Below are 16,682 nucleotides of genomic sequence, written 5' to 3' on the forward strand. Positions count from 1 at the left end.
AAACCCGGTTATTTATTGGTTGTTATTTACCTACTTTAAACAAGAATTCTTTCTCCTCTTTAGTCAGGCTGTCATAGCCTGATTTACTAATCTTGTCCAGTATATCATCTATTTTTTGTTGTGTAATATCTTTAGACTGCCTTGCGGAGGTTGAATTTGCTGTACTCCTGTTATTAGTCGTAGCAGTATTTTTATTTTTGTGTACTTTTTTAAACGGGGTAGACTTTTTAGGCTTAAACAAGTTAGCAAAAAAATCGATTACCGCTGTTACTATTTTACTAAGGTCAGTATCTCTTTGTAATAACCTAATATAAATATATCCAAATAAAGCTCCCGAAAGGTGCGCTATATGCCCGCCTGAATTACCTCCTGAAGCCTGAATAAGATCAAGCACTACATAGAATAACGCAATATGCCATAGTTTAAGTGTGCCTATAAGCGGCAATCTAACAGCATAATAAGGCGCATATACTGCCGATGCTATTAAAATAGTCATAATAGCTGCCGATGCACCTACCATTTTTGCCTGTGACAATACTAATCCCGGAAGGATGTTAAAGCTTATAATAAACATTAAGCCTGCAAAAACACCTCCTAATATATAAAGTCCAAAAAACTGTTTTTGGGTGAAGAAAGTCAGGAAAAACCTTGCAGAGAAATACAACATAAGCATATTAAAAAGCAAATGGAGTACGCCTGCATGTAAAAACATATATACTATTAGCGACCAGGGTTTCCACAGTAAATCGGCAGGATTTGATGATAAACTAAGCCAGTCAACCCCTAAACTATTCCAGTTTAAAAAAGAGAGGTTAACACTAAATAAAGGAAGTATCCCGAACAGAATCATTGGTATTGCAAATAAACCTACATTCCAAAATATAAGCCTTTGCGTAATACCTCCCATACGGTATTCCATTTTTAAGTCGTCTAAAATTCCCATATTAATTCCATCTATTATTTTTAAACTGATGTCTTTTCCAATACAACATCATAAGATAACCTATAAGTGCTCCTCCTATGTGTGCAAAATACCCTACTCCACCAGCATTACCTATAAGCATTTGCCCTTTAAACCCGGCAATTAAATCTCCTATTATATAAAAAGCAATCAGGTACTTAACTTTTACAGGCAGGATAAACATTAAATACACTTCTCTGTTAGGGAAAAGAAATGCATATGCAACCAGCACACCATATATAGCTCCGGAAGCCCCCATTGTAGCTATATTATAACTACCTATAAGGTTATTAAACTGTCTTTGATTAAGAATCTCCTCCCATTTAACCATATACTTGCCCTCGCTCAAAACTGCCATAACATCTGCTTTATTAAAGCCTTCTGTCACCAATACATTTAAACTATCGTGAAAAGCAAAATACGATATCCCCTGAGTTGCTAATATAGCACCTACACCACAGGACAGATAAAAAAACAGGAATTTACTCCCTCCCCATTGATCCTCAAGCGAGGGACCAAAGAAAAACAGAAGCAGCATATTAAAAAATATATGTCCTACATCCGCATGAATAAACATGTAGCTAATTACCTGCCATGGTTTAAAAGAAGGATTGCCAAAATAATGAAAGGCCAAATACTCATCAATTATATTTTGGCCAATTATTACTTTACCTACAAAGAAAATTATATTTATAATTATAAGTTGTTTTACAACTTCGGTCATTCTAAACATCATAGGGCAAATCGTTTATCTAAATCTTCTACGCTTAGTGTAATAAAAGTAGGTTTATTAAAAGGTGAAACTCCGGGCTCCTTACAGGCAAAAAGCGCGTTTACCATAGTTTCCTGTTCTTTCTCGGTCAACGCCACTCCGGTTTTAACAGCAAGGCTTCGAGACATTGACTTTGCAATGCTGTCGCTTTGGCTAAAACTGGTATCGGGCACTTCCTGTTCTAAATCATTAAGTAACTCTTCAAGCAGTATGGAAACCTCGCTTTCGGCAACATTCACAGGCAGTCCCGAAACAACTATATGGTCGTCGCTAAATTCATCAAAAACAAAGCCAGTATTTTGTAACGATTCCTTCATTTCCTTTATTATACCAAGTTCACTTTTATTAAAATGAAGCGTTAGCGGAAACAACAACTGCTGACTGGAACCGTGCTGTACAGTAATATTAGCCAGAAATTGCTCATATAGCACGCGCTGGTGTGCTCTTTTCTGGTCTATTATCACCATGCCCGACTTAATAGGGCTCACGATATATTTTTTATGTATCTGGTATGTTTTATGAGCCGTTTGCTCTACTTCCTCATCATTAAATAGTGAACCTGTCACTTCTTCCGATTCAAAGCTGATTTCGGCAATTTCGTCAGTCGATGTGTTCAGTCCGTTATAAAGGCTCTCCCACGATGGCATTTTATCCTTTTTGAACGTAGGTGAGGAATATGAGGATGAAAAAGACGATGACGAAGAAGAACGCGAACCACCTCCCGAAAAGGTTTGTGTTGGCTTATCATCACTATCATCGGCAAACGGGTTAAATGAAGAATCTACCTGAATGGTAGGCATGCCTACATCCTTCTTTTCGTAATCATAAGGGGTATCAAGCGTGGCATCTCTGTCAAAATCCAGTACAGGCGCTACGTTAAACTGCCCCAAACTATGTTTTATGGCCGACCTGAGTATGGCATAAAGCGCATGCTCGTCGTCAAACTTTATCTCCGTTTTTGTTGGGTGGATATTGATATCAATTGTATTAGGCGGAACATCAAGATACAGGTAATATCCCGGTTGTGTACCGTCTTTAAGCAAACCTTCGTAGGCAGCCATTACCGCATGGTGTAGGTAGGCACTTTTTATAAACCTGTCGTTTACAAAAAAGAACTGTTCTCCCCTGTTTTTCTTGGCAAATTCGGGCTTGCAAACAAACCCGTTAATACTTACAATCTCGGTAGTTTCATTTACCGGAACAAGCTTCTCATTAGTACGTCCGCCAAAAATATTTACAATACGCTGGCGTGTATTAGAAGCCGGAAGGTTAAACATTTCGCTTCCGTTATGTATTAAAACGAAATGAATATTGGCATGTGCCATAGCAACACGTTCAAACTCATCTACCACATGGCGAAACTCAACCGTATCAGACTTTAGGAAGTTTCTCCTTGCCGGAATATTAAAGAAAAGATTCTTAACCGAAAAAGAAGTCCCCTTAGGCAATACCGCCACATCCTGACTTACAAATTTACTCCCTTCGATAACGATATGTGTACCCAGCTCGTCCTGATCCTGTTTGGTTTTCATTTCCACGTGGGCAATAGCCGCTATAGAAGCCAATGCCTCTCCCCTAAAGCCTTTTGTACCCAAGGCAAACAAATCTTCTGCATGGCGTATTTTTGAGGTCGCATGGCGCTCAAAACACAGCCTGGCATCGGTAACACTCATACCCTTACCGTTATCTATAACCTGAATAAGGGTTTTACCGGCATCTTTAACTACAAGTTTTATCTCTGTAGAGCCCGCATCAACCGAATTTTCCATTAATTCTTTCACCACCGAAGCCGGTCTTTGTACTACCTCTCCGGCAGCTATCTGGTTGGCAACGTGGTCAGGAAGAAGTTGAATTATACTCGACATTGGAAAGTAAATAGGGATTAATTGATGAACCTCAAAGTTAAGGAAATATTGCGGATTTGGAAATGAGATATTCAGGTTAGAAAAATTATTTATTGAATGAATAATAAAGTTAATTTTAACATTTATTGTATATTTATGTTAAATAACCTTACCAACGCTAGACAATGAAAATAAGAAAATTAAAAGCATTAAATTTTAAACGTTTTGAAACATTAGACATAGATTTTGAGGACAACTTAAATGTTTTAATAGGTGATAATGAATCAGGAAAAAGTTCAATTTTATTAGCAATAGATTTAGTTTTAAGTGGTAGTCGATCTAAAGTTGAAACATTAGGACTAGACTCACTTTTTAACTTTAACACAATCAACAACTTTTTTTCATCAAATCAATATTCGTCATTACCACAATTAACTATAGAAATTTATTTTTCAGAATTAAACGACCCTTATTTTCACGGTCGAAATAATTTAGACAATACCGATTGTTATGGTTTATACATGGTTTGTGAACCTAAGGACGAATTGAGTGCTGAAATTATAGAAATTTTAAGTCAAAATAATCAAAACTTTCCTTTTGAATATTATTCTATCTCTTTTCACACTTTTGCTGGACAGGCATATTCTGGCTTTAAAAAATATTTCAAACATCTATTATTAGACAATACCCAAATTAATAATGAATATGCTACAAAATCTTATATTAAAACACTGTATAACAATTACACTTCGATAGCTGAAAAGAATAGACATTCAAACAAATATAGATACTATAAAAATGAGTTTAGAGAAAGAGTATTAAATGATTTAAACTCTAAAACAGGTCCTTTTGCTTTTTCAATCAAAAACAATTCTAAATCAAATTTAGAATCAGATTTAACAATTACTGAAAACGATATTGACATTGATAATAGAGGAAAAGGAAGGCAATGTTTTATAAAAACAGAGTTTGCTCTACAAAAAAAAGGTACTGAAATAGATTTCATATTACTAGAAGAGCCTGAAAATCACCTTAGTCACTCTCACATGAAAAAGCTTATTAATCGAATAAACGACTCCAAGAATAAACAGATATTCATCGCAACTCACAACAGCTTAATCAGTACACGTTTAGATTTAAGGAATACAACATTATTAAATAGCAGTAGCAACAAATCGATAAGCTTAAAATCATTAAAAGAAGACACAGCAAAATTCTTCATGAAAGCCCCTGATAATAATATTTTAGAATACATATTATCTGAAAAAGTAATTCTTGTTGAAGGCGACTCTGAATATATAATGATGAATAGATTTTGTGAAATAGTCTTAAAAAATCCCCCTGAAGAATACGGCATACATATAATTTCAGTTGGCGGAACAAGCTTTAAAAGATATTTGGATGTCGCTGTTTTATTAGACATTAAAACACTAGTTATTAGAGATAATGACGAAAATTATCAAGTAAACTGTGTAGAAAGATACAGCAAATATTTATCTGATAAAATTAAAGTTTTTTCTGAGGAGGACAATTCAATTTCAACCTTTGAAATATCAATGTATAACAATAATACTGAACTGTGCGAAGAACTGTTTTCAAAAGGCAGAAAAACTTTAACTACTCTAGAATATATGTTATCTGAAAAAGCTGATTGTGCATTTAGAATTTTAGATAAAAAGCATGACTCTATAAAAGTGCCACAATATATAAAAAATGGGATTTTATGGTTGACAAAAGAATAGTATTAGCTGTTGCCGGTTCTGGTAAGACAACTATGTTAATAAATCAATTAGATTTAGATAAAAACTTTTTGCTTGTTACATATACGGTTTCAAATTGTAAAAATTTAAAAAATAAAGTATTAAAAAAATTCAACTATCTACCTCAAAACATTACTATACTTACTTATTTCGATTTCATTTATAATACATGTATAAAACCATTTTTATTTAAAGAATTAAAAGTTAAAGGTATTAAATGGGACTTACCTCCTACATGGACAAATCAACTCAATAGAAATGATAAACGATTTTATGTAAACAATGGTTATTTATATCATAATCGGATGGCAAAGCTAATCGATGTAGCCAATCTCTCACAATCTGTTAATGATAGGATCAAGAAATTTTATAATTACGTTTTGATAGATGAAGTTCAAGATTTATCTGGACATGATTTTGATTTTGTACTGAGATTATTAAATACAAATGTGAATTTTTTACTAGTCGGAGATTTCTATCAACATACTTATAACACAAGTAGAGATGGTAATTTACATAAAAATCTATATAGCAATTTAGAAACTTTTTTAAATTATTACAGCAAACAGAACATTACTATAGATTTGGACACTTTAAAAAAGAGTCATCGCTGTAGCCCTACAATTTGTAATTATGTTAGTGAAAATTTAGGTATATCAATTAGCTCAGCTAATGACAATATTACTCAAATAAAATATGTAGATAATCCAACTGAAATTAGTAATATCTTATCAGATGATTCGATAATAAAACTGGTATACAACAATAGTAATAAAAGAAGTTTTAATTCTAAAAACTGGGGAGATTGTAAAGGTGAAGATAGCTATGTTGATACATGTATTATTCTAAACAAGACCACCTATAACCTTTATAAAAAACAAAACCTAAAATCTTTAAATCCTATTACTAAAAACAAATTATATGTTGCCCTAACCCGAACTAGAGGTAACTGTTATTTGATTCCTGAAGATTTGACCTAATTTAAATAAAAAAGCCCACTCATTTGAGTGGGCTTATATTTTATATTAAGCCTGACCTGCAGGCCCGAAATTTAATGGAATTGGTGGTTGTTCTGATTCCTTAATCTCACCATGAGCGGCTTCAAAACGATGAATATTCTCACCAAGTACCTTTAGCAGCCTTTTGGCGTGCTGAGGCGTTAATACAATGCGTGATTTAACTTTAGCTTTAGGTACTGCCGGCATTATGCTTACAAAGTCCACTACAAACTCGGAAGCCGAGTGGTTTATAATTGCCAGGTTAGAATAGATGCCTTCGGCTGTTTTCTCATCCAGTTCAATGTTAATTTGCCCCGGTTGCTGTTTTTGATCACTCATGTTGTATTAGTAATTAAATTCCTCTTTAGGAGTTAATAATTCATTATACTCTTCTTTAGAACCTACGATAATGTTGTCGTAATCCCTCATACCTGTACCAGCAGGTATTCTGTGTCCTACAATAACGTTCTCTTTAAGTCCTTCAAGTCCGTCTACTTTACCAGCTACAGCTGCTTCGTTAAGTACTTTAGTTGTTTCCTGGAACGATGCTGCCGAGATGAACGATTTAGTTTGTAGCGATGCTCTTGTAATACCCTGTAGTATTGGAGTAGCCGTTGCCGGAACAACATCTCTTGCTACAACAAGGTTTTTATCCGTACGCTTAAGGATTGAGTTCTCATCCCTTAACTGACGCGGAGTAATAATCTGACCTGGTTTAAGAGTATCAGAATCTCCTGCATCTTCTACAACTTTCATTCCGTACAGTTTATCATTCTCCTCGATAAAGTCGCTCGTGTGAGCTAACTGATCTTCAAGGAATAATGTATCTCCCGGATCTTCAATCTTAACTTTACGCATCATCTGGCGGATAACAACCTCAAAGTGCTTATCGTTGATTTTTACACCCTGTAGTCGGTAAACTTCCTGAATCTCGTTTACAAGATACTGCTGTACTGCAGATGGTCCCTGTATTCTAAGGATATCGTCCGGAGTGATGGCACCGTCTGAAAGTGGCAGACCCGCCTTCACGTAGTCATTCTCCTGAACAAGTATCTGGTTAGAAAGTTTCACAAGATATTTCTTGATCTCACCAAACTTAGACTCAACTATAATCTCTCGGTTACCTCTCTTAATCTTACCGAATGATACAACACCGTCGATTTCAGAAACCACAGCCGGGTTAGAAGGGTTACGTGCTTCAAGAAGCTCTGTAATCCTTGGTAAACCACCCGTAATATCACCCGCCTTAGAAGAACGTCTAGGAATCTTAACAAGTACTTTACCTGCCTTGATTTTCTCTCCGTTATCTACCATAAGGTGAGAACCTACCGGTAAGTTGTAAGAACGGATTAACTCACCGTCATTACCGTAAATTAATAAGGTTGGGATTAATTTCTTATTCCTGGCCTCAGAGATTACTTTTTCCTGGAATCCTGTTTGCTCATCGATTTCAACAATAAACGTTTGTCCCTGTTCGATATCTTCATAAGCAATTTTACCGGTAAATTCAGAAATAATTACACCGTTATAAGGGTCCCATTTACATATTACAGTTCCTTCAGATACAACATCTCCGTTTTTCACATAGATACTTGAACCGTAAGGTATGTTATGTGTATTTAATACAATTCCTGTAGTTTCGTCAACAAGTTTTAACTCTGTAGAACGTGATACCACGATATCCACTTCGTTACCCTCGTTGTCTTCTCCTTTAACTGTTTTAAGATCTTCGATATCAAGCTTACCTCGGAATTTAGTGATAATACTAGACTCCTCAGAAATGTTACCCGCTGTACCACCCACGTGGAACGTACGTAATGTAAGCTGTGTACCAGGCTCACCAATTGACTGTGCTGCAATAACACCTACTGCCTCACCTTTTTGTGTCATTTTGGCTGTTGCAAGGTTACGACCGTAACATTTAGCACAAATACCTTTTTTAGCCTCACATGTTAGTGGAGAACGTACTTCAACACTCTCAACCGGAGAAGCATTAATAGCTCTGACTTCAGCTTCTGTGATTTGCTCACCAGCGTGAACAAGAACCTCAGAAGTTAGCGGATTAATAACATCCTGTAAAGCTACACGACCTAATATTCTTTCACCAAGAGATTCTACAATCTCTTCGTTTTTCTTAAGTGGAGTTACTTCAATACCTCTTAATGTACCACAATCTACAGAGTTTACGATAACGTCCTGAGAAACGTCATGCAGCCTCCTTGTAAGGTAACCCGCATCGGCCGTTTTAAGAGCCGTATCCGCAAGACCTTTACGGGCACCGTGAGTAGAGATAAAGTACTCAAGGATTGATAAACCTTCTTTAAAGTTAGATAAGATAGGGTTTTCAATAATCTCACCACCACCGGCAGTAGATTTCTTAGGCTTAGCCATAAGACCACGCATACCGGTAAGCTGACGAATCTGTTCCTTAGAACCCCTCGCCCCAGAGTCAAGCATCATGTACACCGAGTTGAATCCTTGCTGATCCTCTCTAATGTTCTTCATTGCAAGCTCTGTAAGAAGCGCGTTGGTAGAAGTCCAAACGTCAATCACCTGGTTGTAACGCTCATTGTTGGTGATAAGACCCATGTTATAGTTCATGGTAATCGCATCAACCTGTTCGTTTGCATCAGTAATAAGTTCTTGCTTTCTTGCAGGGATAATAATATCACCTAAACTGAAAGAAAGACCACCTCTAAATGCGAAACGGTAACCCATATCTTTAATATTATCAAGGAAGGCAGCCGTTGTAGGTACATCAGTAGCATTTAAAATCTTACCGATAATATCCCTTAACGATTTTTTAGTCAATACCTCATTGATATATCCAGCCTGCTCTGGTACTACTTCGTTGAATAATACCCTACCTGCTGTAGTTTTGATAACCTGATAAACAAGCTCTCCTTTGTCATTAAAGTCTTTAGTCCTAACCTTAACAGATGCATTAAGCTCTACTCTACCCTCATTTAAAGCAATGTTTACTTCTTCTGCAGAATAGAAAGTAAGGCCTTCACCTAAAATCTTGTGCGTCTCTGTAGACAAACGCTCTTTGGTCATATAGTAAAGACCAAGAACCATGTCCTGAGATGGTACAGTAATAGGTGCACCGTTAGCAGGGTTAAGAATATTGTGTGAAGCAAGCATTAAAAGCTGTGCTTCAAGTATAGCCTCCGGCCCTAGAGGTAAGTGAACCGCCATCTGGTCACCATCAAAGTCAGCGTTAAATGCCGTACATACTAACGGGTGTAGCTGGATCGCTTTACCTTCAATAAGTTTAGGCTGGAATGCCTGAATACCTAAACGGTGAAGAGTAGGGGCACGGTTAAGCAGTACCGGGTGACCTTTAATTACATTTTCAAGGATATCCCATACTACCGGCTCTTTCTTATCTATAATCTTCTTAGCCGACTTAACTGTTTTTACAATACCTCTTTCGATAAGCTTACGGATAACGAATGGTTTGTAAAGCTCAGCAGCCATATCTTTTGGTAAACCACACTCAAAAAGTTTCATTTCAGGCCCAACAACGATAACCGAACGTGCAGAATAGTCAACACGTTTACCAAGAAGGTTTTGACGGAAACGTCCCTGTTTACCTTTTAATGAATCAGAAAGTGATTTAAGTGGCCTGTTTGATTCTGTTTTAACAGCAGAAGCTTTTCTTGTATTATCGAATAACGAGTCAACAGATTCCTGAAGCATACGTTTTTCGTTACGAAGGATAACTTCCGGTGCTTTGATTTCCATAAGTCTCTTAAGACGGTTGTTACGTATAATAACCCTTCTGTAAAGGTCATTAAGGTCAGACGTAGCAAAACGTCCACCATCAAGAGGCACTAACGGACGAAGCTCTGGCGGGATAACAGGAATAACTTTAAGAATCATCCACTCAGGGCGGTTTTCCCTGTTAAGGTTCGCCTCACGGAAAGATTCTACAACCTGTAGTCTTTTAAGTGCTTCAGTTTTTCTTTGTTTAGATGTCTCGGTATTAGCACTGTGGCGAAGGTTGTATGACAACTGGTCAAGATCAATTCTTGCCAATAAGTCCATAATACACTCAGCCCCCATCTTAGCGATAAACTTGTTAGGGTCTGTGTCATCTAAATATTGGTTTTCCATCGGAAGGGTATCTGCAATATTCAGGTACTCTTCTTCAGTTAAAAAGTCTAGTTCTTTAAGCGGTTCCCCATCAGGACCCTTAGCAATACCTGGCTGTATAACCACATACCTTTCATAGTATATGATCATGTCTAATTTCTTAGACGGAAGGCCAAGAAGATAACCTATTTTGTTTGGTAATGAACGGAAGTACCAAATATGAGCAATAGGCACAACAAGGTTGATGTGTCCTACTCTGTCACGACGTACTTTTTTCTCCGTAACCTCTACACCACAACGGTCACAAACAATCCCTTTATAACGGATTCTTTTGTATTTACCACAAGCACATTCAAAGTCTTTTACAGGACCGAAAATACGCTCACAGAAAAGTCCGTCTCTTTCCGGTTTGTGAGTACGATAGTTAATGGTTTCCGGTTTTAGAACCTCACCTCTTGACTCTGCAAGGATGGACTCCGGAGAAGCAAGACCTATCGATATCTGGTTAAATCTTTTAACGGTATTTTTATCTTTTAATCTCGTCATGATATGAATCTATCAATTATATTAAAAACGCTGTAAAGGGAATGGCGCTAAAAGCACCATTCCCGTGGAAATTTATTCTTCTAATCTGATGTCTAGTCCAAGACCTTTAAGCTCGTGCATCAATACATTGAATGATTCCGGTAGCCCTGGTTCCGGCATGGTTTCACCCTTAACGATAGACTCGTAAGTTTTAGCCCTACCTATAACGTCATCCGATTTAACTGTCAGGATCTCTCTCAGTGTGCTTGAAGCACCGTATGCCTCAAGTGCCCAAACCTCCATCTCTCCAAAACGCTGACCACCAAACTGTGCTTTACCTCCAAGAGGCTGCTGCGTGATAAGCGAGTAAGGACCGATAGAACGTGCGTGCATCTTATCATCTACCATGTGACCCAGCTTAAGCATATAAATTACACCTACTGTAGCCGGCTGGTGGAAACGCTCTCCTGTACCTCCGTCATATAAATATGTATGACCAAATCTTGGCACACCTGCCTCATCTGTAAGCGCGTTGATCTCATCAAGAGAAGCACCGTCAAAAATTGGCGTTGCAAATTTCTTGCCTAAGTTCATACCTGCCCATCCAAGTACAGTTTCATAAATCTGACCAATGTTCATACGCGATGGTACCCCTAGCGGGTTAAGAACGATATCTACCGGAGTTCCGTCTTCAAGGAATGGCATATCCTCGTGGCGTACAATTTTAGCAACAATACCTTTGTTACCGTGACGACCTGCCATTTTATCACCCACTTTAAGTTTACGTTTCTTAGCGATGTAAACCTTAGCAAGTTTTAAGATTCCTGACGGAAGCTCGTCTCCTACAGTGATAGTGAATTTCTCTCTTCTTAATGCACCCTGAAGGTCGTTCAGCTTAATTTTATAGTTGTGGATAAGGTCGTTAACCATTGCATTGGTTTCGTCATCCGTTGTCCACTGACCTTTTGTTAAGTGAGCGAAATCTTCAACTGCATAAAGCATTTTTTGAGTGTACTTTTTACCTTTTGGTAAAATCTCCTCACCCAAATCATTCATTACTCCCTGAGAAGTTTTTCCGTTAACGATGTTAAACAACTTATCAATAAGTCTGTCTTTAAGCTCAGTGAACTTAACTTCAAACTCCATTTCAAGTTTAGTTAAATCGTCTTTATCTTTTGTACGTTTGCGTTTATCTTTTACAGCTCTTGCAAATAATTTTTTGTCAAGAACAACACCATGTAATGATGGAGAAGCTTTTAACGAAGCATCCTTAACATCACCTGCTTTATCTCCAAAGATTGCTCTAAGTAGTTTTTCTTCAGGTGTTGGATCAGATTCTCCTTTTGGAGTAATCTTACCGATAAGGATATCACCAGGCTTAACTTCTGCACCAATCCTGATCATACCATTTTCATCAAGATCTTTAGTAGCCTCTTCACTTACGTTAGGAATGTCGTTAGTTAACTCTTCGTTACCTAACTTAGTATCCCTTACCTCTAGTGAATAATCGTCTACGTGGATCGATGTAAAGATATCATCACGAACAACTTTTTCAGAAATTACAATCGCATCCTCAAAGTTATACCCTTTCCAAGGCATGAACGCTACTTTAAGGTTTCTACCTAAAGCAAGCTCACCGTTTTGAGTTGCATAACCTTCACAAAGTACCTGTCCTTTAGCAACCCTGTCACCTTTTCTAACGATAGGCTTAAGGTTAATACTTGTACTCTGGTTGGTTTTTCTGAACTTAATTAACTTGTATGTTTTCTCATCCGTATCAAAGCTTACACTTCTCTCACGGTCTGTTCTGTCATACTTAATAGTAATCTCGTTAGCATCTACATACTCAACAGTACCATTGCCTTCGGCATTTATCAGTACCCTTGAATCTGAAGCTACCTGACGCTCTAAACCAGTACCCACGATAGGAGACTCAGGACGTAACAATGGTACGGCCTGGCGCATCATGTTTGATCCCATCAGTGCACGGTTCGCATCATCGTGTTCAAGGAAAGGAATCAACGAAGCTGAGATAGAAGCAATCTGATTAGGAGCAACGTCAGTATAATGTACAACGTTTGGCTCAACAACCGGGAAGTCACCTTCCTCACGGGCAATTACTTTTTCTGCAGTAATATTACCGTCATCGTTCATCTCAATGTTCGCCTGAGCAATCAGTTTACCTTCTTCCTCTTCTGCACTTAGGTAAATAGGTTCTGAAACAATATCAACTTTACCGTTTTCAACCTTACGGTAAGGAGTTTCGATAAAGCCCATTCCGTTTACCTTAGCGTAAACACCCAGAGAAGAGATCAAACCAATGTTTGGACCCTCTGGTGTCTCAATAGGACATAAACGTCCGTAATGCGTATAGTGAACGTCTCGCACCTCGAAACCTGCTCTCTCTCTCGAAAGACCACCAGGCCCTAATGCAGACAATCTTCTTTTGTGTGTAATCTCAGCAAGTGGATTGGTTTGATCCATAAACTGAGAAAGCTGGTTCGTACCAAAGAAAGAGTTGATAACTGACGACAATGTTTTAGCATTGATAAGGTCAATTGGTGTAAACACCTCGTTATCCCTAACGTTCATACGCTCTCTAATGGTTCTCGCCATACGAGCCAAACCTACGCCAAACTGTGCTGAAAGTTGCTCACCTACAGTTCTTACACGACGGTTTGATAAGTGATCGATATCATCAATCTCTGCTTTAGAGTTGATAAGCTCGATTAAGTACTTAACGATAGTAATGATATCCTCTTTGGTAAGCACCTGCTTATCCATAGGGATGTCAAGACTAAGTTTTTTGTTCATTCTGTAACGACCTACCTCACCTAAGTTGTAACGTTGATCAGAGAAGAACAATTTATCTATGATGCCACGAGCAGTCTCTTCATCAGGCGGTTCTGCGTTACGCAGCTGACGGTAGATGTGCTCTACAGCTTCTTTTTCTGAGTTTGTTGGGTCTTTTTGTAAAGTATTATGGATAATAGCATAATCTGCCTGATTATTATCCTCTTTATGAAGCAGAATTGTTTTTACATTAGAGTCGATAATTTCCTCAACATTATCCTTATCAATAATAGTATCCCTGTCTAATATAATTTCATTACGCTCGATAGAAACAACTTCACCTGTATCTTCATCCACGAAATCTTCGTGCCATGTATTAAGAACACGTGCAGCAAGTCTTCTGCCTATATACTTTTTAAGACCAGTTTTAGAAACCTTAACCTCTTCTGCAAGGTCAAATATCTCAAGGATATCTTTATCCCTTTCAAAACCTATTGCCCTAAATAATGTTGTAACCGGTAATTTTTTCTTCCTGTCAATGTACGCATACATCACATTATTAATATCGGTTGCAAACTCTATCCAAGAACCTTTAAAAGGAATTACCCTGGCCGAATATAATTTTGTTCCGTTAGCGTGGAACGACTGACCGAAGAAAACACCCGGAGACCTGTGTAACTGAGATACAACCACACGTTCTGCACCGTTGATAACAAAAGTACCGCTAGGAGTCATGTATGGTATAGTACCTAAATACACGTCCTGTACAATTGTTTCAAAATCCTCATGTTCTGGGTCTGTACAATATAACTTAAGCCTAGCTTTTAAAGGCACGCTATAAGTTAAACCCCTATCAATACACTCTTCAATTGTATACCTTGGCGGATCAACAAAGTAGTCAAGGAACTCCAGTACAAACTGATTTCTGGTATCAGTAATCGGAAAGTTTTCCATGAAGGTGTTGTAAAGACCTTCGTTGCCTCTTTCGTCAGATTTGGTTTCCAGTTGAAAGAAATCCTTGAAAGACTTCACCTGGATATCTAGAAAATCCGGATATGCAGGAATGTTTTTCGTAGAGGCAAAATTTAATCTCTCAGTCTGATTTGTTATCATCAATGGACAAAATTTTGATTAAAAAAGTTTTATAAGAAAACGTATAAATGTTTATTATACGAAAAATGGTTTAGGCCTTTGAGAGTCTTTCTCAAGGCCTAAACCTGGGTTTTTTAAACCGAAGAGTATGCTTATTTAAGCTCTACTACTGCACCAGCTTCTTCTAAAGCTTTCTTAAGACCTTCTGCCTCATCTTTAGCAACGCCTTCTTTAACGTTTGCCGGAGCAGAGTCTACCATGTCTTTAGCTTCTTTAAGTCCAAGACCTGTAAGTTCTTTAACAGCTTTAACTACTGCTAATTTAGAAGCACCAGCTTCTTTAAGAACTACAGTGAACTCAGTTTGCTCAGCAGCAGCTTCACCACCACCAGCAGCAGGACCAGCAACAGCTACAGCAGCAGCTGCAGGCTCGATACCATACTCATCTTTTAATATTGTAGCTAGTTCGTTAACTTCTTTAACTGTTAAGTTAACTAATTGTTCTGCGAATTGTTTTAAATCTGCCATTTTCTATCGTTTTAATAATTTTAAAAAATATATAATTTATTAAGTGCGTACACGCTGTAAATATTATCCTTCTTTCTCAGATAATGTTTTAATGATTCCTGCAAGTTTACCGCCGCTTGATTTAAGAGCAGATACAACATTTTTAGCAGGAGACTGAAGTAAGCCGATGATATCACCGATAACCTCTTCTTTAGATTTAAGTGATGCAAGAGCCTCTAGTTGCTCATCACCAATAAATACTGCTTCATCTATATAAGCTCCTTTTAAAACAGGTTTGTCTGATTTTTTACGGAACTCTTTTATCACTTTAGCAGGAGAATTTCCAACCTCTGCAATCATGATAGACGTATTTCCTTTTAAAGTAGTAGGAAGGTCACCATAATTGTTCTCAGAAGTTTCCATCGCTTTCTCAAGCAGGGTGTTCTTAACAACCTCTAGCTTGATACCCGCTTTAAAGCAAGCTCTTCTTAAGTTTGAAGTAGTTTCTGCATCTAGACCTGAAATATCAGCAACGTAAATTACGTTTGTTCCGGCTAATTGTGCAGTTAAATCTTCAATAACTCTTGATTTTTCTTCTCTGGTCATAATAAAACTTTTTAACTACCAATTATACCGCTTTAGGGTCTAAAGCAATAGCAGGACTCATAGTACTAGAGATGTGAATACTCTTAATATATGTACCTTTTGCTGCAGTTGGTTTTAATTTAACTAATGTTTGAATTATTTCGTGAGCGTTTTCAGTGATCTTCTCAGCATCAAAAGATACTTTTCCGATAGCAGCGTGAACGATACCTGTTTTATCAACTTTAAAGTCAATTTTACCAGCTTTCACTTCCTGAACCGCTTTACCTACTTCCATTGTTACAGTACCGGTTTTAGGGTTAGGCATTAAGCCTCTTGGACCTAAAATACGACCTAACGGACCTAATTTACCCATAACGCTTGGCATAGTGATGATAACATCAACATCTGTCCAACCGTCTTTGATTTTCTGAAGATATTCATCTAAACCTACATAGTCAGCACCAGCAGCTTTAGCCTCTTCTTCTTTATCAGGAGTTACAAGAGCAAGAACTCTTACATCTTTACCCGTACCGTGTGGTAGTGTTACAACTCCTCTTACCATTTGATTCGCTTTTCTAGGATCTACACCCAAACGAACTGCGATATCAACAGACTCATCAAATTTTGCAGAAGAAACTGTTTTGATTAATGCAGATGCATCTTTCAGAGAGTACAGTTTGTTCTTTTCAATTTTTGAAGCAGCCTCTTTTTGCTTTTTTGTTAATTTTGCCATGTCTTTTTTTTCTTA

The 16,682-nt window shown here is 37.5% G+C and carries 11 protein-coding genes; 2 read left to right on the forward strand and 9 right to left on the reverse strand.

The annotated features are described in order from the left end of the window. Window positions 1-22: 22 nt before the first annotated feature. The 3 genes from ABS768_RS13885 to mutL are packed head-to-tail and all read right to left on the reverse strand — an operon-like array spanning window position 23 to window position 3,598. Window positions 23-943 carry a rhomboid family intramembrane serine protease gene (locus tag ABS768_RS13885; RefSeq protein ID WP_408075553.1) on the reverse strand — a complete coding sequence of 307 codons (921 nt, stop codon included), beginning with the start codon at window positions 941-943 and terminating at the stop codon, window positions 23-25. Window position 944: 1 nt separating this feature from the next. Then, window positions 945-1,697: a rhomboid family intramembrane serine protease gene (locus tag ABS768_RS13890; RefSeq protein WP_408075554.1), complete on the reverse strand. Its 753-nt coding sequence runs from the start codon at window positions 1,695-1,697 to the stop codon at window positions 945-947. Further along, window positions 1,694-3,598: a DNA mismatch repair endonuclease MutL gene (gene mutL, locus ABS768_RS13895; RefSeq protein WP_408075555.1), complete on the reverse strand. Its 1,905-nt coding sequence runs from the start codon at window positions 3,596-3,598 to the stop codon at window positions 1,694-1,696. Before mutL ends, ABS768_RS13890 begins: the two co-directional genes overlap by 4 nt. 164 nt (window positions 3,599-3,762) lie before the next feature. On the opposite strand from mutL, the gene ABS768_RS13900 reads away from it, so the two are divergent. Continuing rightward, on the forward strand, window positions 3,763-5,319 hold the full coding sequence (locus ABS768_RS13900) for an ATP-dependent nuclease (protein WP_408075556.1): 1,557 nt from the start codon (window positions 3,763-3,765) through the stop codon (window positions 5,317-5,319). Next, a complete protein-coding gene (locus tag ABS768_RS13905; RefSeq protein ID WP_408075557.1) occupies window positions 5,301-6,317 on the forward strand; it encodes a UvrD-helicase domain-containing protein in 1,017 nt (338 codons plus the stop codon). The genes ABS768_RS13900 and ABS768_RS13905 overlap by 19 nt, the downstream gene beginning before the upstream one ends. Window positions 6,318-6,362: 45 nt before the next feature. Here the strand turns inward: ABS768_RS13905 and ABS768_RS13910 are convergent, their stop codons facing one another. The 6 genes from ABS768_RS13910 to rplA all read right to left on the reverse strand — a co-directional run bounded on the left by ABS768_RS13910 (window position 6,363) and on the right by rplA (window position 16,667). Further along, the gene (locus ABS768_RS13910; RefSeq protein ID WP_035135501.1) at window positions 6,363-6,674 is read right to left on the reverse strand and encodes a DUF3467 domain-containing protein; all 312 of its coding nucleotides are present in this window, start codon (window positions 6,672-6,674) and stop codon (window positions 6,363-6,365) included. A 6-nt stretch (window positions 6,675-6,680) separates the two neighbouring features. Beyond that, window positions 6,681-10,979, reverse strand: coding sequence for a DNA-directed RNA polymerase subunit beta' (gene rpoC / locus ABS768_RS13915; protein ID WP_408075558.1), 4,299 nt, complete (start codon window positions 10,977-10,979; stop codon window positions 6,681-6,683). Window positions 10,980-11,051: 72 nt separating this feature from the next. After that, a complete protein-coding gene (gene rpoB / locus ABS768_RS13920) occupies window positions 11,052-14,864 on the reverse strand; it encodes a DNA-directed RNA polymerase subunit beta (RefSeq protein ID WP_408075559.1) in 3,813 nt (1,270 codons plus the stop codon). 131 nt (window positions 14,865-14,995) lie between these two features. After that, entirely contained in the window at window positions 14,996-15,370 is a 375-nt protein-coding gene (gene rplL, locus ABS768_RS13925) for a 50S ribosomal protein L7/L12 (protein ID WP_035135497.1), read from the reverse strand. Between the two features lie 63 nt (window positions 15,371-15,433). Beyond that, window positions 15,434-15,955 carry a 50S ribosomal protein L10 gene (gene rplJ / locus ABS768_RS13930; RefSeq protein ID WP_408075560.1) on the reverse strand — a complete coding sequence of 174 codons (522 nt, stop codon included), beginning with the start codon at window positions 15,953-15,955 and terminating at the stop codon, window positions 15,434-15,436. 22 nt (window positions 15,956-15,977) lie between these two features. Further along, window positions 15,978-16,667, reverse strand: coding sequence for a 50S ribosomal protein L1 (rplA, locus tag ABS768_RS13935; protein ID WP_035135493.1), 690 nt, complete (start codon window positions 16,665-16,667; stop codon window positions 15,978-15,980). Between the last annotated feature and the right edge of the window lie 15 nt (window positions 16,668-16,682).

This window comes from Flavobacterium rhizophilum (assembly GCF_046000485.1).
GTDB lineage: Bacteria > Bacteroidota > Bacteroidia > Flavobacteriales > Flavobacteriaceae > Flavobacterium > Flavobacterium rhizophilum.